This window comes from Rhodococcus sp. SJ-3, from assembly GCF_051918125.1.
In the GTDB taxonomy this organism is placed as follows: Bacteria; Actinomycetota; Actinomycetes; order Mycobacteriales; family Mycobacteriaceae; genus Rhodococcus.
The window spans coordinates 1,730,282-1,754,650 of the sequence record NZ_CM123306.1; the positions used below are offsets into that span (position 1 = coordinate 1,730,282).

The 24,369-nt window shown below is 64.9% G+C and carries 21 protein-coding genes; 13 read left to right on the plus strand and 8 right to left on the minus strand.

The features are described from left to right. Positions 1-286: 286 nt before the first annotated feature. Positions 287-2,752 carry an ATP-dependent Clp protease ATP-binding subunit gene (locus tag ACTDXD_RS07795; RefSeq protein WP_440126500.1) on the plus strand — a complete coding sequence of 822 codons (2,466 nt, stop codon included), beginning with the start codon at positions 287-289 and terminating at the stop codon, positions 2,750-2,752. Here the strand turns inward: ACTDXD_RS07795 and ACTDXD_RS07800 are convergent, their stop codons facing one another. From ACTDXD_RS07800 to ACTDXD_RS07810, 3 genes are read right to left on the minus strand one after another with little or no spacing between them, the layout of a single operon-like run. After that, complete coding sequence (locus ACTDXD_RS07800) at positions 2,753-3,454, minus strand: GTP pyrophosphokinase (RefSeq protein WP_440126501.1); 702 nt, start codon at positions 3,452-3,454, stop codon at positions 2,753-2,755. Beyond that, the gene (locus ACTDXD_RS07805) at positions 3,429-4,769 is read right to left on the minus strand and encodes an MFS transporter (RefSeq protein WP_440126502.1); all 1,341 of its coding nucleotides are present in this window, start codon (positions 4,767-4,769) and stop codon (positions 3,429-3,431) included. The genes ACTDXD_RS07800 and ACTDXD_RS07805 overlap by 26 nt, the downstream gene beginning before the upstream one ends. Positions 4,770-4,809: 40 nt before the next feature. Continuing rightward, positions 4,810-5,805, minus strand: a complete 996-nt coding sequence (locus tag ACTDXD_RS07810; RefSeq protein ID WP_440126503.1) for an aldo/keto reductase — start codon at positions 5,803-5,805, stop codon at positions 4,810-4,812. 135 nt (positions 5,806-5,940) lie between these two features. Between ACTDXD_RS07810 and ACTDXD_RS07815 the strand changes: the two genes are divergently transcribed. Both ACTDXD_RS07815 and ilvD read left to right on the plus strand, forming a co-directional pair. Beyond that, entirely contained in the window at positions 5,941-6,513 is a 573-nt protein-coding gene (locus tag ACTDXD_RS07815; RefSeq protein ID WP_440126504.1) for a TIGR03086 family metal-binding protein, read from the plus strand. Then, the gene (gene ilvD / locus ACTDXD_RS07820; protein ID WP_440126505.1) at positions 6,510-8,216 is read left to right on the plus strand and encodes a dihydroxy-acid dehydratase; all 1,707 of its coding nucleotides are present in this window, start codon (positions 6,510-6,512) and stop codon (positions 8,214-8,216) included. Before ACTDXD_RS07815 ends, ilvD begins: the two co-directional genes overlap by 4 nt. 7 nt (positions 8,217-8,223) lie before the next feature. Here the strand turns inward: ilvD and ACTDXD_RS07825 are convergent, their stop codons facing one another. Continuing rightward, entirely contained in the window at positions 8,224-8,889 is a 666-nt protein-coding gene (locus tag ACTDXD_RS07825; protein ID WP_440126506.1) for a serine protease, read from the minus strand. A gap of 79 nt (positions 8,890-8,968) precedes the next feature. Continuing rightward, positions 8,969-9,739: a DUF6319 family protein gene (locus tag ACTDXD_RS07830; RefSeq protein ID WP_440126507.1), complete on the minus strand. Its 771-nt coding sequence runs from the start codon at positions 9,737-9,739 to the stop codon at positions 8,969-8,971. A 140-nt stretch (positions 9,740-9,879) separates the two neighbouring features. On the opposite strand from ACTDXD_RS07830, the gene ACTDXD_RS07835 reads away from it, so the two are divergent. Beyond that, a complete protein-coding gene (locus tag ACTDXD_RS07835) occupies positions 9,880-10,932 on the plus strand; it encodes an adenylate/guanylate cyclase domain-containing protein (RefSeq protein WP_440126508.1) in 1,053 nt (350 codons plus the stop codon). Between the two features lie 14 nt (positions 10,933-10,946). On the opposite strand, the gene ACTDXD_RS07840 is transcribed toward ACTDXD_RS07835, so the two are convergent. Then, on the minus strand, positions 10,947-11,594 hold the full coding sequence (locus tag ACTDXD_RS07840) for a TetR/AcrR family transcriptional regulator (RefSeq protein WP_440126509.1): 648 nt from the start codon (positions 11,592-11,594) through the stop codon (positions 10,947-10,949). A 183-nt stretch (positions 11,595-11,777) separates the two neighbouring features. Between ACTDXD_RS07840 and ACTDXD_RS07845 the strand changes: the two genes are divergently transcribed. The 8 genes from ACTDXD_RS07845 to ACTDXD_RS07880 all read left to right on the plus strand — a co-directional run bounded on the left by ACTDXD_RS07845 (position 11,778) and on the right by ACTDXD_RS07880 (position 20,440). After that, on the plus strand, positions 11,778-13,256 hold the full coding sequence (locus tag ACTDXD_RS07845; RefSeq protein ID WP_440127581.1) for an MFS transporter: 1,479 nt from the start codon (positions 11,778-11,780) through the stop codon (positions 13,254-13,256). A gap of 122 nt (positions 13,257-13,378) precedes the next feature. Further along, the gene (locus tag ACTDXD_RS07850; RefSeq protein ID WP_440126510.1) at positions 13,379-14,311 is read left to right on the plus strand and encodes an AurF N-oxygenase family protein; all 933 of its coding nucleotides are present in this window, start codon (positions 13,379-13,381) and stop codon (positions 14,309-14,311) included. Positions 14,312-14,405: 94 nt separating this feature from the next. Further along, positions 14,406-15,179, plus strand: coding sequence for an SDR family oxidoreductase (locus tag ACTDXD_RS07855; RefSeq protein WP_440126511.1), 774 nt, complete (start codon positions 14,406-14,408; stop codon positions 15,177-15,179). 164 nt (positions 15,180-15,343) lie between these two features. Next, positions 15,344-16,138, plus strand: coding sequence for an enoyl-CoA hydratase-related protein (locus tag ACTDXD_RS07860; protein ID WP_169690843.1), 795 nt, complete (start codon positions 15,344-15,346; stop codon positions 16,136-16,138). A gap of 31 nt (positions 16,139-16,169) precedes the next feature. Further along, the gene (locus tag ACTDXD_RS07865; RefSeq protein ID WP_440126512.1) at positions 16,170-16,901 is read left to right on the plus strand and encodes an SDR family NAD(P)-dependent oxidoreductase; all 732 of its coding nucleotides are present in this window, start codon (positions 16,170-16,172) and stop codon (positions 16,899-16,901) included. Between the two features lie 30 nt (positions 16,902-16,931). Further along, positions 16,932-18,602: a class I adenylate-forming enzyme family protein gene (locus ACTDXD_RS07870; protein ID WP_440126513.1), complete on the plus strand. Its 1,671-nt coding sequence runs from the start codon at positions 16,932-16,934 to the stop codon at positions 18,600-18,602. Next, positions 18,599-19,747 carry an acyl-CoA dehydrogenase family protein gene (locus tag ACTDXD_RS07875; protein WP_440126514.1) on the plus strand — a complete coding sequence of 383 codons (1,149 nt, stop codon included), beginning with the start codon at positions 18,599-18,601 and terminating at the stop codon, positions 19,745-19,747. The genes ACTDXD_RS07870 and ACTDXD_RS07875 overlap by 4 nt, the downstream gene beginning before the upstream one ends. Positions 19,748-19,777: 30 nt before the next feature. After that, positions 19,778-20,440, plus strand: coding sequence for a TetR/AcrR family transcriptional regulator (locus tag ACTDXD_RS07880; RefSeq protein ID WP_440126515.1), 663 nt, complete (start codon positions 19,778-19,780; stop codon positions 20,438-20,440). Here ACTDXD_RS07880 and ACTDXD_RS07885 read toward each other — a convergent pair. Beyond that, positions 20,419-21,231: an IclR family transcriptional regulator gene (locus tag ACTDXD_RS07885; protein ID WP_440126516.1), complete on the minus strand. Its 813-nt coding sequence runs from the start codon at positions 21,229-21,231 to the stop codon at positions 20,419-20,421. The two genes, ACTDXD_RS07880 and ACTDXD_RS07885, sit on opposite strands and share 22 nt — an antisense overlap. 432 nt (positions 21,232-21,663) lie before the next feature. On the opposite strand from ACTDXD_RS07885, the gene ACTDXD_RS07890 reads away from it, so the two are divergent. Further along, complete coding sequence (locus ACTDXD_RS07890; RefSeq protein ID WP_440126517.1) at positions 21,664-22,977, plus strand: bifunctional o-acetylhomoserine/o-acetylserine sulfhydrylase; 1,314 nt, start codon at positions 21,664-21,666, stop codon at positions 22,975-22,977. A gap of 66 nt (positions 22,978-23,043) precedes the next feature. Here ACTDXD_RS07890 and ACTDXD_RS07895 read toward each other — a convergent pair whose 3' ends face one another. Continuing rightward, positions 23,044-24,009, minus strand: a complete 966-nt coding sequence (locus ACTDXD_RS07895) for a TIGR00341 family protein (protein WP_440126518.1) — start codon at positions 24,007-24,009, stop codon at positions 23,044-23,046. Between the last annotated feature and the right edge of the window lie 360 nt (positions 24,010-24,369).

Below are 24,369 nucleotides of genomic sequence, written 5' to 3' on the forward strand. Positions count from 1 at the left end.
CCTGGAACAACATAGCCCATCTATTGCTGCCTCCGGACGCTTCGGGAGATTGCGTCGGGGTCAGTCGTGGCGTTCGAGTCCGATCCGGATTCTCCTTCGCATTTGTTCCGAATCCGCCGACCCGCACACAAATCGTATGTCGGCTACTACGATCGAACTCATTGGTCGGCACGCACCTGTTGTCGGCGTAGCGGAGTCTGCCTCTGCCATAGAGCTGTGCTGCAAAGAAAGTGCACGCGGCACTTCCTGTGGAAACCGAGATTCAGGTCGAGACCGTGGAGTGACAATGACCGACAGCTGGCTTTCCCGCGACCCGTTCGACGACATCTTCGACCGATTCTTCAGCTCCGGCGGACTCCGTCAACCGCAGGTACAGCGCGTGGACCTGAGTCGGCTACTCAATGACGACGCGAAGCAGCTCGTCGCCGAGGCCAGGAAGGCAGCCACGGAGTGGGGTAGCGCGGAGCTGACCCCAGAACATCTCTTGTATGCCGCCACGCTCAACGACCCGACCCGCGGTGTGATCAACGGCCTGGGTCTGGATCCTGATGCGGTCGCCGAGCAGATGCGCTCCCTTGCCGGTGGCGAAGGCAACGAGGGCGAGCAGGTGACGCTCAGTCCTGCGACCAAGCGTGCACTACGGGTTGCCCAGCAGCAGGCAGGGCAGTCGGGTATCAGCTACATCGGTCCCGAGCACATCCTCTACGGGATTGCCGCGAACAGCGAGAACCCGGCTGCTCATGCGCTGGCCGGCGCCAAACTCGATTCCGGAGGTCGGCGCGACACATCAGAGAGCACGACGCCCACACTCGACGAGTACGGCAGAGACCTGACCGCCGAGGCGCGCGCGGGCAACGTCGACCCCGTGGTCGGGCGAGCCGACGAGATCGCGCAGACCATCGAGATCCTCTCCCGTCGTCGTAAGAACAATCCCGTCCTGATCGGTGATCCCGGCGTGGGCAAAACCGCGATCGTCGAGGGCTTGGCGCAGCGAATCGTCAACGGAGACGTACCGTCGACGCTGGCCGATCGACGCGTCGTCGCTCTCGACGTCGGTTCGCTGGTCGCCGGTAGCAAATATCGCGGCGAGTTCGAGGAGCGGTTGACGAAGATCCTCGACGAGGTCCGCGAACACTCCGACGAACTGGTTCTCTTCATCGACGAGTTGCACACGATCGTCGGAGCGGGCAGTGGCGGCGAAGGTTCGATGGATGCCGGCAATCTGCTCAAGCCGGCCCTCGCACGCGGAGAGTTGCATGCGGTGGGCGCGACCACAATCGACGAGTACCGCCGCTACATCGAGAAGGACGCGGCGCTCGAACGGCGATTCCAGCCGGTGATGGTGTCCGAGCCTTCGGTCGACGACACCATCGAGATTCTGCGCGGACTGATCGATGTCTACGAGGAACACCATCAAGTTCACTACACGGACGAAGCGCTGGTGGCGGCAGCCGAGCTGTCCGATCGGTACATCACGGACAGGTTCATGCCCGACAAGGCGATCGACCTGGTCGACCAGGCGGGCGCACGTGTACGGCTGCGTACCAAGACTCCGGACGCGGATGCTCGTTCGCAGGAAGACGAACTGGCACGCCTCGAACGCGAGAAGGACACCGCGGTCGCGGCCGAGGACTACGCCAAGGCCGGTGAGTTGAAAGACGAGATAGCAGCCCTCGAAGAGCGCATCGGTTCGAGCGGCTCAGCATCGACGCCGCAGGTCGAGGTCGTCGACATTGCCGAGGTGATCTCCAGGCAGACCGGCATCCCGGTCGCCGAACTGACGGCAGAAGAACGCCAACGACTCCTCGACCTCGAGGATATGCTCCATGCTCGCGTGGTCGGGCAGGACCAAGCAGTCTCAGCGGTGGCCGAAGCTGTGCGGAGGGCGCGCGCGGGCCTGTCCGACCCGAACAGGCCGATCGGGTCGTTCCTGTTTCTCGGCCCCACCGGGGTCGGTAAGACAGAGCTCGCAAAGGCGCTCGCCGCTGCCGTGTTCGGTGACGAAGACCGGATGATTCGCTTCGATATGAGCGAATTCCAGGAGAAGCACACCGTCTCCCGTCTGGTCGGTGCTCCCCCTGGCTATGTCGGGTACGAGGAGGCAGGGCAACTCACGGACAAGGTTCGCCGTCAGCCGTACTCGGTGGTCCTGTTCGACGAGATCGAGAAGGCGCACACCGATGTGTTCAATGTGCTTCTCCAGCTCCTCGACGACGGCCATGTCACCGACGCACAAGGCCGCATAGTAGATTTCAAGAACACCATCGTCATTCTCACCAGCAACATCGGGTCCGACCTCATCCTGGCCGACACCAGCGGCGACATCGAGACCCTGACCCCGAAGCTGATGGAGCGACTGCACTCCCATTTCCGGCCCGAGTTCCTCAACCGTATCGATGAGACGGTGGTGTTCCACCGACTCGACAAGGCACAGCTGCGCGAGATAGTCGACCTGATCCTCAACGGGACCCGGCGGCGATTGCGAGCCCAGGACGTCGATCTGGACATCACCGAGAGCGCGGTCGACTGGCTGGTGGACAGGGGGTTCGCACCGGAGTTCGGTGCTCGCCCGTTGCGGCGGACCGTCCAGAAGCAACTCGACAACAGACTGTCGAACCTGCTGCTTGCGGGAACGCTCGGCGCGGGAGACACGGTGCGAGTCGACACCGGTTCTGATGGTCTGGTGCTCGAGACGGTCACCGGTGGAGACGAGCAGCAAGATCCCGACGGCGACTCATCGGCAGAGGACTGATCAGCTGCCGGTCTCCCCATGTACCCGGTCGTGCAGCGCCTCCATCTTCACGTCGAGGTCACGGGCGGTTTCAGCAGCAACACGGAGTTCCTCACGCAGTGCATCCGGCACCGCGCGGTCGTGCTTGTAGTAGATCTTGTGCTCGAGACTTGCCCAGAAGTCCATCGCGACCGTTCGGATCTGGAGTTCGACGTAGACCGACTCCATGCGGTCGGACATGAACACGGGGATCTCGACGATCACGTGGACACTGCGATAGCCGTTCGGCTTGGGCCGGGCGATGTAGTCCTCGATCTCGACCACACCGACGTCCCCCTGTCGCGTGATCATGTCCATGATGCGGTAGACGTCGGAGGTGAAGCTGCACGTGATGCGAATGCCGGCGATGTCCCGGACGTGCTCACGCACGCCTTCGAGAGTCTGAGGAGCACCCTTGCGGCGTGCCTTCGCAATGATCGACTCGGGCGATTTGAGTCGCGACTTGACGTGCTCGATCGGGTTGTAGTCGCGGGCGTAGGTGAACTCGTCGCGCAAGATATTGATCTTGGTCATCATCTCGTCGATGCCGAACTTGTACACCATGAGAAACCGAGTGAGCTCGCTCTTCAGGTCCTGCAGCGATACCGGCGGCCGAGCGGAAGCATCCTCCGGCTCGTCGGGTAGGGGCACGCCCTGTTCAGGACCGTCCACCGTCGTTGTCACTCGGTTCCTCCTCGATGTGTTCCGTTACCGAGTCTGCCAGTTCCTCACGTCGGGGCTCGGTTCTCGCTCGCAATATCTGCCGCAACGTGCGCGGATACACACCTGTTTCACGTCTCGCCTTCTTGCGGGTGATCAGCACACCTACGAGGGCGAGCACCCAGATCGGGTATTGCGCGAGCCACGCGACCCGGAACGAATCGAAGCCGTATCCGCCGAACGCTTCGAGCAGTACACCCATCGTCTGGACGACGAGCAGCGTCGCCAGGAAACCACCGATGTTGACGATGCCCTGAGCTGTACCGAGCGCGGTCGACGGGTTGAAGGTGCGCGCATAGTCGAAGCCGACCATCGAACCGGGGCCACCGACCGAGATGACGACGATGAGCAGCACCAGCAGCCAGATCGGCGCAGGCCCGGGCAACGCAAGCACGACGGTCCAGGCAGTTGCGCACGCGGCGATGATCGACAGCACGAGCCACGAGCGATGATTCGGGTAACGCCCCGTGAGGATGCCGAGGATCGGGCCTGCCGCGATCGCGGTGGCCACCGACACCGTGAGCATCGAACCGGCGGCCGCGGGCGAGAGCCCTTGCGCGGATTCGAGGTATGGGACGCCCCACATCAACGCGAACGTGGTCACCGAGAACTGGGTCCCCATATGAGTGAAGAACCCCAGCCGCGTGCCGGGCCGGCGCCACACTCCACCGATCTGGGCGAGCACGTTGCGCAGGCCCGTGGGCGGGACCTCCAGTCGCTCCCCTGACGGTGCATCACGGACGACCGCAACCACCAGGACGCACGCGAGCAGCCCCAGTGCCGCGGCACTGCCGTACGCTGCCGTCCATCCCTGATCGGACAGGATCAGCACGAACGGAACGGCCGACAGCACCTGTCCGAGCTGGCCGAGGATGCCGGTCAGCTGCGACACCACAGGAACGCGGCGCGGCGCGAACCACACCGGAACCAGCCTGAGCACGGAGATGAACGTCAGCGCATCACCCACGCCGACGAACACGCGGCCCGCGTAGGCGATCGGCAGCGAGTCGGTGACTGCGAGGACCAACTGGGCCACCGCCATGACGGCGGCACCCAACGCGATGATCTTGCGCGACCCGAATCGGTCCAGCAGAACTCCGGCGGGAATCTGCATGCCCGCGTAGACAATGAGCTGCAACACCACGAACCCGGACAACACGGACGGGGAGATGTCGAAACGCTCGGTCGCAGCCAGGCCCGATACCCCGAAGGTAGTGCGATGCAGGACGGCAACCATGTAGGCGAGGACACCGACACCCCAGACCAGCCATGACCTCATGAGATACACACGATACGCCGCAGCTCGTTAGATCAGGTAACTACTCGCGCCCGAGCGACACCCACGTCGGGTCGGAAGCCCGCTCACCGACCACCTCACCGGCAAGTGCGTCGAGGCGTCCGACCTGCTCGTCCGACAGCACCACGTCCACAGCGCCCGCGTTCTCTGTGACGCGCGCAGCAAGACGGGTACCGGGAATCGGGACCGACGGCAGACCGAAAACACGAGCCTTCGCGTCGAGCCACGCCAGAGCAACCTGCGCGACGGTGGCGCCTGCTTCATCGGCGACGGCGCGTACCTTCGCACGCAACTCGAGATTCTTCGGAAGCGCCTCTGCGTCGAAACGCGGGAACCGATGACGAAGATCGCCGTCTCCGAGCTGCCCCGGCGCGAACGCGTCGGTCAGCAAACCGCGACTGACCGGGGAGAACGGAACAAAACCGATACCGAGCTCAGCAGCAGTCGGCACCACATTGCGTTCCACATCGCGCGAGACGATGCTCCACTCCGACTGGATCGCGGCGATCGGATGCACAGCGTGCGCACGTCGCAGCTCGTCACCGGTCGCTTCGGACAGGCCGAGGTGGCGCACTTTCCCGGCTTTCACGAGCTCGGCCATCGCGCCCACCGTTTCCTCGATCGGGACCTCGGGGTCGACGCGGTGCAGGTAGTACAGATCCACCACGTCCACACCGAGCCGCTGCAGCGATTCATCGATGGCCTCGTGCACATGATCGGGGTGCCCGTTGATCCCCCGATTTCCGGTCGCCGGGTTTCCGACGAGTCCGAACTTCGTGGCCAATTGCACCTCGGTGCGACGCGTACCCAGCAACTTCCCGACTACCTGCTCACTCAGCCCGTTGCCGTAGATATTGGCGGTGTCGATGAAGGTGACTCCGATGTCGACCGCGTGATGAAGCGTCGCGAGTGCGTCGTCAGGATCGACCTTCCCGTACACGGGAGCGACGGACATCGCTCCGTAGCCCTGCGCACTGACGGTGAGCCCGGGGGCGAGTTCGACGGCGGGAACGGTCATCGGCGGATTCTCCTCAGGTCGGCGGCACTCGTGCCTTCGCGCACGGCACGCCGATCGATCCTTCCGCACATTGCCGCGCACCGCAGGATTCCGAATCACCATGATCGCAACTGTGCCGCGCCTACGCTGGTCCCCATGGCGATCGACTGGCTCGACCTTCAGCTCACTGCCCGACGAGAATTCGACACGCGCCTCGCCCACATCACAGACTGGACGGCGCCCACGCCCGACACGGAGTGGAATGTCGCCGACCTCGTGCGACACATGGTCGACGAACAGCGTTGGGTCGCGCCCATCCTGGAAGGGCACACCGTCGCAGATGCGGAAGCCACGCTCGAACCGATCCGCGACGACCTCGCCGCGGAATGGCACCGCTACGCTGAAGAGGCCACCGCAGCGTGGGCTGCCACCCCGCTCGACAAGCCCGTGCACCTCTCGTACGGCACCGTGTCGTGTCTCGACTATCTCAAACAACAGGTCGGTGACATCGCAGTACACACCTGGGATCTGGCGCGTGCCGTCGGCGACGGCGACCGCCTGCACCCCGGATTGGTGGACGCCGTGTGGACCGACCTGCAATCTCAGCGCGACATGCTCGCATCGAGCGGATTGTTCGAGCCACCCGTGCAGATTCCCGACGACGCCCCCGTGCAGGACCGGCTGATCGCCCTCACCGGCCGCGATCCCAGGACCGGAGGAGCGTCATGAACGACCGGCCTGCCGACATCGACATCAAACCCCGCAGCCGCGACGTCACCGACGGCATGGAGAAGACCGCGTCACGCGGAATGCTGCGTGCCGTCGGGATGGGCGACGACGACTGGGCCAAACCCCAGATCGGGGTCGCGTCGTCGTGGAACGAGATCACACCCTGCAACCTGTCGCTGGACCGTCTCGCACAGTCTGTGAAGGACGGGGTGCACGCGGCCGGCGGGTATCCGCTCGAGTTCGGAACCATCTCTGTCTCCGATGGCATCTCGATGGGTCACGAGGGCATGCATTTCTCCCTCGTCTCCCGCGAGGTCATCGCCGACAGCGTGGAGACGGTCATGCAGGCCGAGCGACTCGACGGATCGGTGCTGCTCGCCGGGTGCGACAAGTCGCTGCCCGGAATGCTCATGGCTGCCGCGCGGCTCGACCTCGCCTCGGTGTTCCTGTATGCGGGATCGATCCTCCCCGGCATCGCGAAACTGTCCGACGGCACAGAACGCGACGTGACGATCATCGACGCGTTCGAAGCCGTCGGAGCGTGCGCGCGCGGACTGATGTCCGAAGAGGATCTCGGTGCGATCGAGCGCGCGATCTGCCCCGGCGAGGGCGCGTGCGGCGGTATGTACACGGCCAACACCATGGCCAGCGCCGCGGAAGCGCTCGGTATGTCGCTGCCCGGTAGCGCGTCGCCACCGGCCACCGACCGCCGTCGCGACGGATTCGCACGACGCAGCGGACAAGCCGTCGTCGAGATGCTGCGCCGCGGTATCACCGCATCCGACATCCTCACCAAGGAAGCCTTCGAGAACGCGATCGCGGTGGTGATGGCGTTCGGCGGATCCACCAATGCGGTGCTGCATCTGCTGGCGATCGCCCACGAAGCCGACGTCGATCTCACGCTCGACGATTTCGTGCGGGTCGGCGCGCGCGTCCCCCACCTCGCCGACGTCAAACCCTTCGGTCGGCACGTCATGAAGGACGTCGACCACATCGGTGGCGTTCCGGTCATCATGAAAGCTCTGCTCGACGCCGGTCTTCTGCACGGCGACTGCCTCACCGTCACCGGCGCGACCGTCGCGGAGAATCTTGCGGGGATCGACCCGCCCGATCCCGATGGGAAGGTGCTGCGTGCGCTGAGCGATCCCATCCATCCCACCGGTGGCATCACGATCCTGCGCGGATCCCTCGCGCCGGGAGGCGCAGTGGTGAAGTCTGCGGGTTTCGACGAGTCCGTTTTCGAAGGCACCGCGAGGGTCTTCGAACGCGAACGCGCAGCGATGGACGCCCTAGAGGACGGCACGATCACGTCGGGCGACGTCGTGGTCATCCGGTACGAGGGCCCCAAGGGCGGTCCGGGGATGCGCGAGATGCTCGCGATCACCGGTGCCATCAAGGGCGCAGGTCTCGGCAAGGACGTCCTGCTGCTCACCGACGGCCGGTTCTCGGGCGGCACCACGGGCCTGTGCGTCGGGCATGTCGCGCCGGAGGCCGTCGACGGCGGCCCCATCGCGTTCGTGCGCGACGGCGACCGGATCAAGCTGGATGTGGCGAACGGCCTGCTCGATGTCCTCGTCGACGACGCTGAAATAGCGGAACGGCGGCAGGGCTGGAAGCCACTGCCGCCGCGCTACACCAAGGGGGTGCTGGCGAAGTACACGAAACTCGTCGGGTCCGCATCACAGGGCGCTGTGTGCGGATGACCTCCGGTCAGATCGGCCGGAACCCTGCTCCTGCGCCGCCGCGCGCATTGATGTCGGCCATGATCACATCGATGTTCGTGCCGACCTCGGGACCGACGCACGGTGCCAGCAAGTAGGCGTTGACCATCGCGACCAGGGTGGTTCCGACGACGAGCGGCGCACCCGAATCGCCCTCGATGACACAGACCTGGGTCCATGTTTCCTGCGCACCGAAGACGTCGCCCCACACAATGCCGCACGTGTTGCCGGTGGTGCGGCCTTCCTTGCAGGCGATGTTCGGGAACCCGGCGGGGGTCCCGAGTCCGGTGATGGTCACGTTGCCGATGCGGTTGACCGGGGTGACCCTGTCGCCGTAGAACTCGATGACCGCGTAATCGAGGGTCTCGTTGGTCGAGACGATGTGACCCAGTGTTCCGGCGCCCATGTTGTGCTCGGACTTGACCGTCATGCCGGGGTCGCCGCAGTGCGCGGCTGTGAGTCCGACGAGCCGACCGGCCGCATCGTGTCCGATCGTGGTGAGAGTGCAGTCGTACATGCTCTCGTCGCCGTTGCCGAGCGTGATGCCCGATCCGCCGCCGAGGACCACGGAAGGGGCTGCCGTGGCAACCGCCGCACCGCTGCCGACCAGGGCAATCGCGGTTGCGAATACCACAGCAAGTTTTCTGAACATCATGCCCCTCCAACGCGGTCTGTCCCGACCGCTTCCGCGGTCAGCGTACTAGAGCGCCGTCACAGTACTAGAGGATTACGCACTATGCGGGGTTGGAACCGAGACTTTCGAGCGCTTTCCGCGCCTCTTCGAGTTCGCGGCTCAACTGCGCGACGCGTTCCTCCACGGTTCGGCGTGCCTCGTCGATCACCGAGTGCACGGCCTCGATCGCAGTCTCGTCGCCGAGCTCCTTGACGGCGCGTTCGACGGCGTCGGGTGCGACCACGGCGGGCTTCCCGATCTTCCGCGTGCCTTGCGCGACCGCGACCGTCCAGTCGTTCTCGGGGTCGATCGTGACGGTGATGCTGAGGGCGGCGGGCTTCTTGGCGCTGCGCTTGGCGGGGGCCTTGGGCTTCGCAGGCTCTGCGGCCGCCGCGGACGGCGGATTCGCGGAAGGGGAGCTCACTGTGGTCTTCTCCTTGACTGCCGGCCGGGGAGCGGGCCGGGCGGGTTCTGTTTTCGCAACCGAAGTGGTTGCTGCGGGAGTTTGCGTCGTCGAAGGCTTCGGGGCCGGAGCTCTCGTCGCAGCGGGCGGCTTCACAGCGGCCGGTTTCGACGGCGTCTTCGTCGCTACGTCCCGGGTGAAACGCAGCTCGTCGGTTTCGAAGGGAAGCTCGTCGTTGACCCCCTTGGGGCGGACAGTGACCGTGGTCCCGTCGATCGAGATGACACGCGCCGACGTACCCGGTTCGATCCCCAGGCTGGAAATCCCCTCGACGAGATATACCGTGGCGCGGCGCCCCTCCGCGAGGGCGGAGCTCAATTCCGTGAGTTGCTCCTCGGTCAGATGGTCCGCACGTCTACGGGGCGGCATGCCACGTCCTTTCTCAGCTCTACGGTGCGATCGACGGCGCCCACTGTCGCACACCTGTACGACACTCTGTCCGTCCGGACACACCCTGGCTGTATGCCACCGGGGAGCCCGGCGTGTGCTCCCCACCACGACAAGGAAGGATGACGTATGTGAACTCGCCGGAGCAACGACCGCAGCCCGGCCCCGACATGCTCGCCGCCATTCAGCGGGAACTCGAACGCAGCCTGCTCGGGGGCGAACGTCGCTACACGGTCGACGAGGTCGCCACGATGGCAGGCATGTCTCCCGCGCGGGTTCGGCGGCTCTGGCAGGCATTGGGATTCACCGTCGACCCCGAGCCGGACGCAGAGATGTTCACCGACGGCGACGTCGGTGCGCTCCGCGATATCGCAGCGATCGTCGGTAGCGGCGTGATCGACGAGAACCTCGAGCTCTCTGCGGCCCGATCGCTCGGCCAATCGATCTCACGACTCGCCGAGTGGGAACTGACCCTGTTCAACACTCACCTCTTCGACAACCTCGTCGAAGAGCATTCCGATGTGTCGGCGCAGGAGATGCCCGATCTCATCGATGCGCTCGTACAGCAGCTGTCGATGCGGGCCGAGACCCTGCAGAGCCACATCTGGCGGCGTCACATCGTCAGCACTACGGAACGTTCCGTCTGGCGCCCCGAGGGGGACGCGCCCCTGCGCGAGGTCGTGGTCGGGTTCGCCGACATGGTCGGCTACACCCAGCTCACCCGTCGAATCGACGCCGGCGAACTCAACGAATTGCTCGAGTACTTCGAATCCGAGGTCACCGCGGCCATTGCCGGTCACCACGGGTGGATCATCAAGACCGTGGGCGACGAGGTGATGTTCGCGGCCGAGGATCCGGCCGACGGCGCACGTATCGCGCTCGAGCTGCAGGAGACCTTCGGCGCGAGCAAGGACACCCCGGAGCTCCGGGTAGGCCTGGCGTGGGGGCCGGTGCTGGCACGCTTCGGCGACCTGTTCGGCTCCGTGGTCAACAATGCCGCCCGTCTCACCGGCGCAGCGCGGCCCGGTTCGATCCTGGTGGACGAGAAGCTCGCCGCCGAACTGGATCCGGACGAGTTCCGGATCCAGCCGCTGCGCAGGCTCAGGGTCAAAGACTTCCGCCGGTCGCGGCCGTTCGTCCTGCGAGCACCGGACCGACGGCGCTGGACGCTCTGACCAGTGCTCCCGCGTTACTGTCGTTTTGCTGCACGACGAGCCGCGAGGAAATCGTCGACGATCTGTTCGCATGCCGGGCGATCGATGGGCGGCAGGGTGACGAGGCGGTTGAACACAACCGGCCCGACCAGCTGGATGAGTGCGAGGTCGTAGTCGAACTCGCCGAGTTCCTCGCGTGTGGATTCCGCGCCGAGTACGCGGTCGAACGACGAACGGTAGCGCTCGACGAGCTGCTCGCGCAGCGACTGTAGTTCGGGGCGTTCCTGCGCCTCCGGGTCGGCCGGCCGGCTGGCGTGGACGAGCTCCGGACCCATTCCGAGCCAGCACATCGCGGCAAGAGGAATCGGCACGTCCTCGACGATCCGCGCCTGACCGATGAGTAGTTCGACGAGTTGTTCGCGCAGGCCGACGCTCTCCGGCACGGGCGGCGCAGGCGGGATCAACCGCGCGAAGGCCGCGGCAACGAGTTCTGTGCCGTTTGCGAAATGCCGGTACAGCGTTGCCCGGCCCACCCCGGCGCGAGTGGTCACCGCATCGATCGTGACGGCGTCGGCGCCGCCCGTGGCGAGCAGCTCGGTGGCCGCGTCGAGCAGCCGTGCCCGGGACCGCACTTTGCGGGGATCGGGTTCTCTGGATGTACGGACATCTTCGCGCGCGTTCACACCCACAGTTTCTCTCGTCTCGGTCAGGACCTAGTTATGGAACTATCGGTTCCGCTACGATACCGGCAGTCTCGTTAGTCGTTCACCCGAATCATTGCAGTTCAGGCAAACCACCGTCACGTTCGGAAGGCAACCGTGCCCGAAGCCTCAGCACCTCCGAAGTCCGAGATCCCCACCGCGCGCATGACCCGGTCCCAACTGTGGCTGCTCGTCGTGGCGTGCGCTTCGGTGTCCGCGGTGATCGCGGCGATGGCGGCGCTCAACACGGCGTTGCCCGATATCGCCGTCGACACCGGGGCGACACAGAGCGAACTGACCTGGATCGTCGACGGCTACACACTCGCGCTCGCCGCGCTACTACTTCCGGCCGGCGCACTCGGCGACCGGTTCGGCCGGCGCGGAATCCTCGTCGTCGGCCTGGTCGTCTTCGGGCTCGGATCTGCGCTGCCGCTGCTCACCGATGGGCCTACGTGGGTGATCGTGTCCCGCGGCGTCGCCGGCGTCGGGGCAGCCCTCGTCATGCCTGCCACGCTGTCGCTGATCACGACGGGCTTCCCGCCGGAGCACCGTGCACGAGCGATCGGCATCTGGGCCGGGGTGGCCGCTTCGGGTGCAGTCGTCGGCATGATCGTCTCCGGGGTCATCCTCGAATACGCATCCTGGAAGCTGATCTTCGGCGGATTCGCGATCGCGTCCGTCGCACTGGTCGCGATCGCACTGACGATTCCATCGTCGCGGGCAGAGAATCCTGGGCGCTTCGATTTCGGTGGCAGCATTCTGGCGATCGCAGCCATCGGATTGTTCGTCCTCGGGGTTATGGAAGGTCCTCACCGAGGCTGGCTCGACCCTCTCACCCTGAGCGCCGTGACGATAGGCCTCGTGGCCGCCGCCGGCTTCGTGTTCACCGAATTGCGTGCCGCCGAACCACTGCTCGACATGCGCTTGTTCACGAACCGCGCATTCGGTGTCGGCGCGGCCTGCCTGAACCTTCAGTTCCTCGCGGGGTTCGGCATGTTCTTCCTGATCGTGCAGTATTTCCAGCTCATCCTCGGTTATTCACCTCTGATGGCTTCGGTCGCCCTGACACCCATCTTCGCGGTCGTGATGGTCCTGTCCTTCACGGTGCCCGCCCTACTGCGCTGGATCAGCCTGCGCGTGCTGATCAGTCTCGGACTGGGCCTGATCGGGGTGTCGCTGATCCTCATCGGCATCCTCGACGCAGAGTCGTCGTATCTCGATGCCGCGTTGACGATGCTGCTCACCGGCATCGGGTTCGGACTCTGCACGGCACCCGCAACGCACGCGATCGTCACGAACACCCCGGAGGACCAGCAGGGTGTCGCATCGGCCGTGAACGACGCGACGCGCGAGATCGGAGCGGCGATCGGCGTCGCTGCAGCGGGCAGTGTTCTTGCCGCCGCCTACGGCAACCGGATCGCCCCGACTGCGGAGACGATCCCGGAACCGGCGCGCGGGGCGGTGGAAGATTCGCTTGCCGCTGCCCTTCAGGTCGCGGAGAAGGCCGGTACCCAGGGCGAACAACTCGCCACACTCGCCAAGGATGCCTTCCTCGAAGGCATGCAGCACGCCTCGTTCGCGCTGGCGGCAATTCTGCTGGTAGGCGCAGTCGGCGCGGTCTTCTGGGCACCTCCGCGCACCTGAGCTCGCTCTTCTCCTGAGCCCACAATGCCCATCGCCGATTCGGCGGTGGGCATTGTGTCGTGGGCGCGATCACTGTAGCCTTCGATTAACAGTTACCCATCGTCACACTTAAAGGTGGAGACATGACCGCATCGCTCACCCGCGAGAACAGCAAGGGTTTCGTTCCAGGACTCCCGATCTCCGACCGCGAGGACACCGCGCGACGCCTGCTCGCATCGTCCGCCCGCAAGTCGTACGACCCGGTGATCGAGGTCGACTGGGACGCACCGATCCCCGACGACAAGTTCGGCATGACGCCGGAATGGAGCACGCTCTACGGCACCGCCCTCTGGGACGAGCTCAGCGACGAGCAGCGCATCTCACTGACGAAGCATGAGGCCGCGAGCGTGTCGGGAGTGGGCCTGTGGTTCGAGGTCCTGCTCATGCAGATGCTGCTGCGCGATGTCTACGACCGCGACAAGCATTCGAAGCACGTGCAGTTCGCGCTCACCGAAGTCGCCGACGAATGCAGGCACTCTGTGATGTTCGCGCGAGCGGGCGAGCGCCTCGGGATGCCCAGTTACGGACCTCCGCGGTACATCCATCAACTCGGACGGCTGTGGGGCCATTACTTCCGCGGCGCCAATGCCTACGCTTCGGTGATGGCAGCCGAGGAAATCCTCGACATGATGCAGCGCGACTTCATGCGGGACGAGCGCGTACAGCCCGTAACCCGCGCAGTGAGCAAGATTCACGTGCTCGAGGAGGCCCGGCACATCCGATTCGCTCGCGAAGAAGTTACTCGGCGACTCACCGGTGCGAGCCGTGCGCGTCTGGCATTCGAGCGCTTCCAGACAGCAGCGGTCGTGTACTTCGTCATGAAGAGCATGGTTCACCCGAGGGTGTACTCCAACGCCGGACTCGACCGCGATCGCGCGCTCGCGGAGGCCGAGAACAACAAGCACCATCACGACAAGGTGCGCAAGTCCGGTGCCAAGCTCATGACGTTCCTCGACAACGTCGGGCTGGTCGGCGGGCCGTCGAAGATCCTCTACAAGAAGGTTCATCTGCTCTGATCGCAAGCCGGATCCACCGAGCGGAACGCGAGACGGATCCACTGAGCGGAACGGCGCGTCCGAGCCATCGGCCGCGCCGTTACTCTCCGATTCCATGAGCATCCCGAACCCGGCCGACTTCACAGGACAGGCAGTCGTCGTCACCGGCGGCACGAAGGGCATCGGTTTCACCATCGCCGAGACCTTCCTCGCGGCCGGCGCCGACGTCCTCGTATGCGGACGGTCCGAACCCGACGTCCTCCCGGCAGCCGACGGTCGAACGGCCTCGTTCTTCGCTGCCGACATCCGTGACGCCGACCAGGCCGCAGCGGTCGTCGATGCGGCGGCAACGCGGTTCGGCCGCCTCGACGTGCTGGTCAACAACGCGGGCGGTTCCCCCGACGCGGACGCCGCGACGGTCTCGACACGCTTCTTCGACCGGATCGTCTCGCTCAACCTTTCTGCACCTTTCTATGTGGCACAGGCTGCAAACCGGGTCATGAGCACCCAGCCCACCGGCGGGTCGATCATCAACATCGGGAGCGTGTCTGCACACGATCCGCAGCCCGGCACCGCCGCGTACACCGCAGCGAAGGCCGGCCTCCTCGCCCTTACCAAGGCGCTCGCGCTCGAGTGGGCACCGGCCGTGCGGGTCAATCACATCACCACCGGTCTGATCCGCACCGAAGCCGCAGCTCACGTATACGGCGAGGACGGCGGAGCAGCGGTGACGAAGACCCTGCCCATGCAGCGGATGGCCGTGCCCTCCGACATCGCGGGAGCCTGCGTGTACCTGGCCGGGCCGCTTGCGTCCTACGTCAACGGCGCCGATCTCGCCGTCCACGGCGGGGGCGAGGTGCCCGCGCGCTTCATGGCACTGAATCCCTAGTAACAACTCCCGATACCGAGACCCCGCCCCCGGCGCTACGCAGCCCGGGGGCGTTTTCGGCTGCACACCTCGAAGACTGTGACCCTTGACACTCGATTATGGTGAATGTACCTTCAGGCTCAGTGAATGAGTATTCATTCTCACACTTCGACAAGGGAGTCACCATGACCGACTTCGAGGACATCACCTACGAGATCGACGGCGCCGCCGCGATCATCACGATCAATCGCCCCCAGCGCTACAACGCATTTCGGGGCAAGACCGTCGAGGAACTGATCAAGGCCTTCCGCTCCGCATGGGCGGACACCCGCGTCTCGGGCATCATCCTCACCGGAGCCGGAGAGAAGGCATTCTGCACCGGCGGCGACGTCAAGCAGCGCGCCGAGACGGGCGACTACGGCCCCACCGAGAGCGGCATGTTCGAGATCGGCAACCTGCACAAGCTGATCCGGGACGTTCCCAAGCCCGTCATCGCTGCCGTGAACGGAATCGCCGTCGGCGGCGGGCACGTCCTGCACGTCCTGTGCGACCTCACCATCGCTTCGGAGAACGCGAAGTTCGGCCAGGCCGGGCCCCGCGTCGGATCGTTCGACGCCGGCTTCGGCTCTGCCTTCCTCGCCCGCATCGTCGGCGAGAAACGCGCCCGCGAGATCTGGTACCTGTGCCGGCAGTACGACGCCCCCACCGCCGAGCGCTGGGGTCTCGTGAACTGGGTTGTCCCTCAGGACAAATTGCTCGATGAGGCCAAGGCCGTGGTCGCCGAGATCGCAGAGAAGAGCCCCACCGCGATCCGATTCCTCAAGCAGTCGTTCAACGCCGACACCGACCATCAGGCAGGCCTGAGCAACCTCGCAATGTCTGCACTCGACCTGTTCGGCAAGTCCGACGAAGGCCTCGAGGGAGCGAAAGCGTTCGCAGAGAAGCGGCCTGCCGAATTCGCCAAGTACGTCAGGGCCTGACCGCAACTTTCACGTCGAGAGGACACTTCGCATGAGCAACATCGCACTCGTCACGGGAGCCGGTTCCGGTATCGGTAAATCCATTGCGTTGGCCTTCGCTGCGCAGGGCGACAAGGTGATCGCCGCCGATCTCGATCTCGCGGCCGCTGAGGCCACCGCGAAGGAGCATCCGGACCTGATCACCGCGCTGCCCGTGGATATCTCCGACCGCGCCCAGGTCGACGCCCTCCGCGAACACACTCGCGCGCGGGTCGGCGTCCCCAACATCCTCGTCAACGCTGCCGGATGGGACAGGACCGATCAGTTCCTCAATGCCACACCGGAATTTGCGCAGAAGGTCGTTGCGATCAATTACCTCGGTCCGGTGAACATCTGCAGCGCCTTCCTGCCCGGCATCATCGAGGCAGGGGAAGGCGGCCGGGTGATCAACCTCGCCAGCGATGCCGGTCGCGTCGGCAGCTCGGGTGAATCCATCTACGCCGGAGCCAAGGGCGGTGTCATTGCGCTCACCAAATCGCTTGCGCGAGAGATGGCCAGGCACGGCATCAGCGTCAATTGCGTGTGCCCCGGTCCCACCGACACGCCACTGTTCCAGGCCCAGGACGAGAAGCTCAAAGCAGCACTGATCAAAGCGATTCCGTTTCGCAGGCTCGCTCGCCCCGACGAGGTTGCCGCTCCGGTTCTGTTCTTCGCTTCCGGTTCGGCATCGTTCATCACCGGACAGGTGATCAGCGTCAGCGGCGGCCTCACCATGGCCGGCTGAGCACTCACCCACCAGGACAGGACGAGAACCATGACCGCGTCGTACAACGCCCGGGCATACCGGGAGTACTTCGAGAACGACTTCACGTATCTCAACGGGTTCCGGCGCAACACCGGGCGTTACGCGCACCGGATCGCCCTCACCGACCCCACCTCCGGGCGGCAGTGGACCTACCGGCAGCTCGGTGAACGAGTCGACCGGATCGCGACCGGCCTCGCCGACGCAGGCGTCCGGAGCGGCGACGTCGTTGCATACCAGCTGTTCAACGGAATCGAGTTCGCCGAGCTGTACCTCGCGGTGCAGGCCGTCGGCGCTGTCGGCTCACCCGTCAATTTCCGTCTTGCCGCGGGAGAGACCGCGCTCGTGCTCGACACCAGCACACCGAAGGTGTTCGTCTACGACACCGAACTCACTGCGACTGTGCAGGGGGCACTCGAACACTCGTCGCATACACCCGGTGTGATGATCGCGGTCGGCGACGGCGAGACCGTCTCGGTCCCGGGTGCCACCGCCATGCGCTATCGGGATCTCCCGGCCGACCGGGTCGCTTTGCCGCCGCTGCACCGGACCGTCTGGGACGAGACCACCCGCCTGTACACGTCGGGCACCACCGGCATGCCCAAGGGCGTCCCTCTCAACAGCATGATCGAGGTCCTCAGCGCGCACGACGTGATCATGCACTTCCCCCTCGGCCCCGAAGACAAGACGCTGAACATGACCCCGTGGTTCCACCGCGGTGGCCTGTACTCCGGTGGACCGAACCCGACGTTCTACATCGGCGGGCAGGTCGTGCCGCTACGCACCTTCGATCCCGATCGGGTACTCGATCTCGTCGAGGAGCTGGGCCTGACCTTCCTCATCGGCGCACCCACGAACCTCGCGATGCTCGCCACCGCGCAGGAGCAACGTGCCCGCGACCTGTCGACACTCCGCGGCATCGTCACTATGGGCGCTCCCCTCGAGCGCGACGCCGCGCTCCGCTACCAGAAGGTGCTCAACCCGCGAATCTTCAACGGGTACGGCAGCACCGAGGGGTTCTGGAACACCTTCCTCCGTCCGTCCGATCTCCCCGAGCACGCCGGGACCGCGGGCCGCGCCTGCACCGACGACGACGTTCGCGTCGTGCACGTGTATCCGGACCGGCTCGCCGATCCTGATGACGTGGTCGCACGCGACGGCGACGAGGTAGGCGAGGTCATCGTCCGGTCACCGAAGTGTTCCAATGCCTACTTCGATTCTCCGGACCAGGAGAAGGCCAAGTTCCGGAACGGCTGGTTACACATCGGAGACCTGGCGACCTGGGATGCCGACGAATTCGTCACGATCGTCGGCCGCAAGGACGACATGCTCGTCTCCGGCGGAGAGAACGTACATCCCGTCCAGGTCGAAGAAGCACTCAATCAGCACCCGGGCGTGCAGGACTCCCTGGTCGTCGGTGTGCCGGACCAACGGTGGGGGCGCATCGTCGTCGCCTATGTCGTCGCGTCCGACCCCGATCTGACCGTCGACGCGCTCGACGCGCACTGTCGCGCTCACGACCTGCTGTCCTCGTTCAAACGACCGCGAGCATACCGGTTCGTCGACTCCCTCCCGGTTTCGGCAACGGGAAAGAAGCTGCACTACAAGGCGACCGCGGCGGCAGCGAACGAATTCACCGACGGCCACTTCGCCACCCCTACCGCTACCGGGATGATCCGATGAACACCGCACTGATCCACGAATCCGAACATCTCCAGTTCCGCGAGGTCGCACGAGACTTCGTACGCGAGAAGATCACACCCGTCCACGAGGACTGGGAGCGCGCGAGCTGCCTCGATCGCTCCCTGTTCACCGAGGCAGGCAAGCTCGGCCTGCTGGGCTTCTCGGTCCCCGACGAGTACGGCGGGCCGGGTGTCGACGACTTCCGGTACAACGCCATCTTGATCGACGAGGTCAACCGGGCCGGTCATGCCGCTGCCGGTATCGCGTTCTCGCTGCAGAACGATGTAGTGCTGCCCTATCTCACCGACATGACCACCGACGAGCAGAAGGCACGCTGGCTGCCGGGCGTCGTCAGCGGCGAGACAGTCCTCGGCATTGCGATGACCGAACCCGGAACGGGCAGCGACCTGACGGGCATCCGCACGTCGGCGGCCCGCGACGGCGACCACTACATCGTCAACGGCTCGAAGACGTTCATCTCCAACGGACAGAACGGTGACCTGTTCGTTGTCGCGACCCGCACCTCCGACGACCCGCACAAGGGCCTGACGTTGCTGGTGGTCGAGGCCGACACCCCGGGCTTCTCGCGCGGTCGCAACCTGGAGAAGATCGGTCTGCACGCACAGGACACCAGCGAGTTGATGTTCACCGATATGCGTGTGCCCGTCGCGAATCGCCTGGGCGACGAGGGGCAGGGTTTCTACCAACTCGTCCACAACTTGCCCCAGGAACGCTTGTCGCTCGCGGTGGGAGCCGTCGCCGCAGCCGAAGGCGTCTTCGAGGCGACACTCGCCTATGTGCGGGAACGCAAGGCCTTCGGCACCTCGGTGTCCGGATTCCAGAACACCCAGTTCGTACTCGCCGAACTGTCCACCGAACTCGATATCGCACGCACATTCCTCGACGACTGCATCGCCGAGCACGTCGGCGGCAGGCTCACTGCCGCCCGCGCCGCACGGCTCAAGTGGTGGACCACCGAACTGCAGGTACGAGTCGCCGACCGATGCCTCCAATTGCACGGCGGCTACGGTTACATGCGTGAATACGCCGTGTCGCGGGCATTCGTCGATGCCCGCATCCAGACGATCTACGGCGGTACCACCGAGATCATGAAGACGATCATCGCCAAGGATCTCGGAATCTGACGAGAACGGCGGCGCGACAGGAGCAGCAGCATGACCAACGACCAGGACGAACTGTCCGTCCACGACGCGGTGCGGGCAGTACGGACGGATTCCCGGCGACGTCAGGTCCTTCGCGCCGCCGCGACGGTCATGCAGCGGACCGGATTCCATCAGATGTCCATGCAGGCACTCGCCGACGAGGCGGGTGTCAGCGTGGGCCTGATCTACAAGTATTTCGGCGGCAAGGAGGACGTCCTCCTCGCGACGATAATCAGCATTCTGGAATCGTTCCGCGACCAGCTGGCACCCGCAATGGACACCGCGGGTGACGATCCCGTCGAGCGGCTCGTCGCAGGCATGCGGCGGTACATCGAAATCGTCGACGAGAACATCGATGCGGTGACGTTGACCTACCGGGAGAGCCGCACACTCGATCGCGCCGGACGCGACCGCATCAAGGAACTCGAGGTGTCGACGTCGGCGCCACTACGTGACGTTCTCGAAGACGGCATTGCCTCAGGCCTGCTGAATGACGTCGACGTCGACCTCATGGTGTTCGACCTACTGCTTCTTGCACACGGATGGGCTCTCAAGCATTGGCACTTCGGTGCTCTCTACTCCTTGGACGAATACATCCGCCTGCAGATCCGTTTCGTGCTCAATACGATTCTGCCTGCCGAACGCCGCGACGCTTACGCCCACCTGGTCCGCTGATCCTCACCCCCGCACGCAAGCGCGCTGGAGATCTTCCGGGCGAAGTCAGCGACCAACGGTGCCATCCATTCGAGCTGGATCGCGCGCACGCCACCGGCCAGCGACACACTCGCGATGATTCCGCCGGTGCCGCGCAGGGGCGCGCCGACACTACCGATTCCGACGATCGATTCTTCGCGGTCGAACGCAATGCCGTGGCGCTTACGGACCCGATTCAGCTCCTGGTGGAGGATCACCCGGTCGGTGATCGTGTGGTGCGTGGCGGGGGCAAGTCGGGAGGGATACAGGCTGTCGACCTGTTCCGGGTCGAGCGTCGCGAGCATGGCCTTGCCGCCTGCTGTGGCATACGCCGCCGTACGGCCACCCACCCGCGTCGGCATCCCGGCAGCGCCCGCCCCACCGACCTTGTCGAGGCAGTACACCTGTCCCCCGTCCAGAACGTCGAGATGCACGACACCACCGGTTTGCATAGCCAGTTCGTGGAGGTGCGGTGCCGCGCATTCGCGGAGGCGGTCGCGGTCGATGTCGCCGCCGAGGCCGAGTGCGCGGGAGCCGAGTCCGTAGCCGAGTGCACTGTGTTCGAGCCAGTCGAGGCGGACGAGCTGTTCGAGGATTCGGTGCACGGTCGATCGGGGAAGTCCTGATCGGAAGGTCACCTCTTCGAGGGTGAGCCGCGCAATGCTTGCGTCGAAGGCCTCCAGGATGCGTGTCATCCGCTCGACCATCGAGGGTGGTGGGGTGCGCAGCATCGTTGCGTCGGTCTGCGCGAATTCCGAATCGATGACAGTCAACGTGCCCTCCATTGCTAGTGGTGGGGTGCGGAACACGAGCAGAACTGAAATTGGTTACTGCACGATAGACGCAAGGATCGCCCCCTGACGAGAAGTAGAGCACACAGAGTGTATGTGCGCTACGGATGCAAATACATCGGCGCGTCGCAGGGCGTTTGCCTGCGCACTGGTAGAGGTCGTCGATTACGACTATCGTCACGATCGTGAGCAGGACGTACGAACAGTCGCCGGGACATCCGTCGGCGCATGTCCATGCCCGGAAACTGTGTATCTGCGGGTGCCAGGCCCGCTGACCGCCCGCACCCACACCCTCCGGTCCCACGACCCGGCCGGCTCGAAGATCGCTGCGCAGGGTCGCGGACCGCAAGGTCGGCACATCCTCTGAAATCACGAGCCTTCAGAACCACCCGAGAAAACCGGAGCCCGAAACCCATGAGTGACACCACGCCCGACGCTGTCGATCCGGCCGCCGACTGGAACTTCGAGACGAAGCAGATCCACGTAGGACAGCCCGCAGGTGGCGACACCAAAGCCCGGGCGCTTCCGATCTACCAGACCACAAGCTACACCTTCGACAACACCGACCACGCTGCCGCGCTGTTCGGCCTCGCCGAGACCGGGAACATCTACACCCGCATCATGAATCCCACACAGGATGCGGTCGAACAGCGCATCGCCGCCCTCGAAGGTGGCGTCGCTGCGCTGCTGCTCTCCTCAGGTCAGGCCGCCGAGACCTTCGCGATCCTCAACGTGGCCCAGGCAGGCGACCACATCGTCGCGAGCCCCTACCTGTACGGCGGCACCTACAACCTGCTGCACTACACGCTCACCAAACTCGGCATCGAGACAACCTTCGTCGAGGATCCGGACGATCTCGAGCAGTGGCGCGCAGCCATCCGCCCCAACACCCGGGCGTTCTTCGCCGAGACCATCGCCAACCCGAAGAACCACATCCTCGACATCCCCGGCATCTCCGGTGTCGCGCATGACAGCGGCCTGCCGCTGATCGTCGACAACACCGTCGCCACCCCGTACCTGATCCGCCCGCTCGAGCACGGCGCCGACATCGTCGTCCACTCGGCCACCAAGTACCTCGGCGGACACGGCACGGCGATCGCCGGCGTCATCGTCGACGGTGGCACGTTCGACTGGACACAGGGTCGCCACGAGGGATTCACCACCCCCGACCCCAGCTACCACGGTGTGGTCTACGCCGACCTCGGCGCACCCGCGTTCGCCCTCAAGGCGCGTGTCCAACTCCTGCGCGACCTCGGCTCCGCGGTATCACCGTTCAATGCCTTCCTCATCTCGCAGGGGCTCGAAACCCTGAGCCTGCGAATGGAGCGCCACGTCGCCAACACTCAGAAGGTCGCGGAGTTCCTGGAGCAGCGTCCCGAGGTCAGCTCTGTCGCCTATCCCGGCCTGAAGTCGTCGCCCTGGTACGACCGCGCCCAGCAATTGGCTCCCAAGGGTGCCGGCGCGATCGTGGTGTTCGAACTCGCAGGCGGCATCGACGCCGGTAAGAAGTTCGTCAACGCGCTGACGCTGCACAGCCACGTGGCCAACATCGGCGACGTGCGGTCACTGGTGATCCATCCGGCATCCACCACACACTCGCAGTTGTCCGCCGAGGAACAGCTGGCAGCCGGCGTCACTCCCGGACTCGTCCGCCTCGCCGTCGGAATCGAGCACATCGACGACATCCTCGCCGATATCACCGTCGGTCTCGAGGCCGCAGGAAGCTGATCCGGCAGACTCGTGCACACGGGCCGGGGAGGGCACGCACCGAGCGTCCGTCCCCGGCCCCGTTCGTCACGGCGTGACCCGGCCACCGACCGTATGCACGACGACGACATCGAGATGCCACGGGACGAGGGTGTCAACTGTCTGCTGGAGTTCGTCCACCGGAGGTAGCCCGTCGGGTGCCAGGACATGAATCGTCGCCGTATTCTGCTGCAGGGAAACGTCGGTGACCTGAGAATTCTCGTCGTCCCCGAGCCAGATCTCGGTGGCCTCCGCGATCTGGCCTGCCCAGAGCGACGACAGCGAATTCACCACCATCGGAATGGCGACGATGATCAGTGCGACGGCAAGGACGGCGTACGCGCGCCCGCGTCGTGCTTCACCTGCCCCGGCTTCCCTGGCATACCCTACGATGACGAGCACCACTGTCGCGGTGACGATCATGGCCACCATGTTGGAAGCAAACAGCACGAACGCACCGAACGCGAGCCCCGGTGCCCCCGAGCCGAGACAGACGCCCACCACCGCAAGCGGCGGCACCAACGAGATCGCGATTGCCACACCCGGGAGCACGTCGCCGACGTCGCGCCGCGTGATAGCAACGACGCCCACCAGCCCGGTTGCCAGCGCGGCGGTGAGGTCCATCAGTTTCGGGGACGTTCGGCCGACCACCTGCGAGTTCGACAACACATTCGTCGGATTGGGAAGTAACTGCGACACCAGGAATCCCACTGCCACCACCAGCACGATTCCCGCGAGAACCAGCAGCAGGCTCCGCACGATAAGCTCTCCACGGCCCGTCGCGACTCCGAGTCCCACACCGAGGATCGGCACCGACAGCGGTGCAACGATCATGGCGCCGATCACCGTCGCGGTCGAATCACCCGCTACACCCGACGCAGCGATCACCGCGGACAATGTCAGCATGATCCAGAAGGCCGATCGTTTCGATGCAGACTCCCCCGCACTGAGATCGAGGCGGTCGACGAGTTCGTCGAGCGCCCGCCGCTGACTGTCCGGAACCAGAATGTTCATGGCCGAGTCCCGCTCTCTTGGGATGACGAATTCACAAGGTGTTCAACGCCTTATCGAACTGCATCACTGCGAGCAGCACGAGCAGAGCGACATTGACAAGCCTCGTATGCATTGCAATCCACATACGTAGTCGCATCAGTGGCCTGTGGGTCCCTCCCCTCGAATCATGAGACAGATCGACCGGATTGACCACGAACAGCCCGATCTCGAGCGCGAGATCCTTCGGATAAGTCGCATCGATCGCGAAAATGGCACCGAACACAACTGTAGAGACGGTGATGCTCGTCGCGGCTCACCCGGCGCGGATGAAAACGTACGTTGCGAATCCTGGCTGCAACGTGTGGGCTCGTCCCGTTCATC

Excerpts from the sequence above, each read along its gene's own strand:
- ACTDXD_RS07795 (WP_440126500.1), top strand. The coding sequence starts at position 287 with ATGACCGACAGCTGGCTTTCCCGCGACCCGTTCGACGACATCTTCGAC.
- ACTDXD_RS07805 (WP_440126502.1), bottom strand. The coding sequence starts at position 4,769 with ATGAGGTCATGGCTGGTCTGGGGTGTCGGTGTCCTCGCCTACATGGTT.
- ACTDXD_RS07810 (WP_440126503.1), bottom strand. The coding sequence starts at position 5,805 with ATGACCGTTCCCGCCGTCGAACTCGCCCCCGGGCTCACCGTCAGTGCG.
- ACTDXD_RS07815 (WP_440126504.1), top strand. The coding sequence starts at position 5,941 with ATGGCGATCGACTGGCTCGACCTTCAGCTCACTGCCCGACGAGAATTC.
- ilvD (WP_440126505.1), top strand. The coding sequence starts at position 6,510 with ATGAACGACCGGCCTGCCGACATCGACATCAAACCCCGCAGCCGCGAC.
- ACTDXD_RS07825 (WP_440126506.1), bottom strand. The coding sequence starts at position 8,889 with ATGATGTTCAGAAAACTTGCTGTGGTATTCGCAACCGCGATTGCCCTG.
- ACTDXD_RS07830 (WP_440126507.1), bottom strand. The coding sequence starts at position 9,739 with ATGCCGCCCCGTAGACGTGCGGACCATCTGACCGAGGAGCAACTCACG.
- ACTDXD_RS07835 (WP_440126508.1), top strand. The coding sequence starts at position 9,880 with ATGACGTATGTGAACTCGCCGGAGCAACGACCGCAGCCCGGCCCCGAC.
- ACTDXD_RS07845 (WP_440127581.1), top strand. The coding sequence starts at position 11,778 with ATGACCCGGTCCCAACTGTGGCTGCTCGTCGTGGCGTGCGCTTCGGTG.
- ACTDXD_RS07850 (WP_440126510.1), top strand. The coding sequence starts at position 13,379 with ATGACCGCATCGCTCACCCGCGAGAACAGCAAGGGTTTCGTTCCAGGA.
- ACTDXD_RS07855 (WP_440126511.1), top strand. The coding sequence starts at position 14,406 with ATGAGCATCCCGAACCCGGCCGACTTCACAGGACAGGCAGTCGTCGTC.
- ACTDXD_RS07860 (WP_169690843.1), top strand. The coding sequence starts at position 15,344 with ATGACCGACTTCGAGGACATCACCTACGAGATCGACGGCGCCGCCGCG.
- ACTDXD_RS07865 (WP_440126512.1), top strand. The coding sequence starts at position 16,170 with ATGAGCAACATCGCACTCGTCACGGGAGCCGGTTCCGGTATCGGTAAA.
- ACTDXD_RS07870 (WP_440126513.1), top strand. The coding sequence starts at position 16,932 with ATGACCGCGTCGTACAACGCCCGGGCATACCGGGAGTACTTCGAGAAC.
- ACTDXD_RS07875 (WP_440126514.1), top strand. The coding sequence starts at position 18,599 with ATGAACACCGCACTGATCCACGAATCCGAACATCTCCAGTTCCGCGAG.
- ACTDXD_RS07880 (WP_440126515.1), top strand. The coding sequence starts at position 19,778 with ATGACCAACGACCAGGACGAACTGTCCGTCCACGACGCGGTGCGGGCA.
- ACTDXD_RS07890 (WP_440126517.1), top strand. The coding sequence starts at position 21,664 with ATGAGTGACACCACGCCCGACGCTGTCGATCCGGCCGCCGACTGGAAC.
- ACTDXD_RS07895 (WP_440126518.1), bottom strand. The coding sequence starts at position 24,009 with ATGAACATTCTGGTTCCGGACAGTCAGCGGCGGGCGCTCGACGAACTC.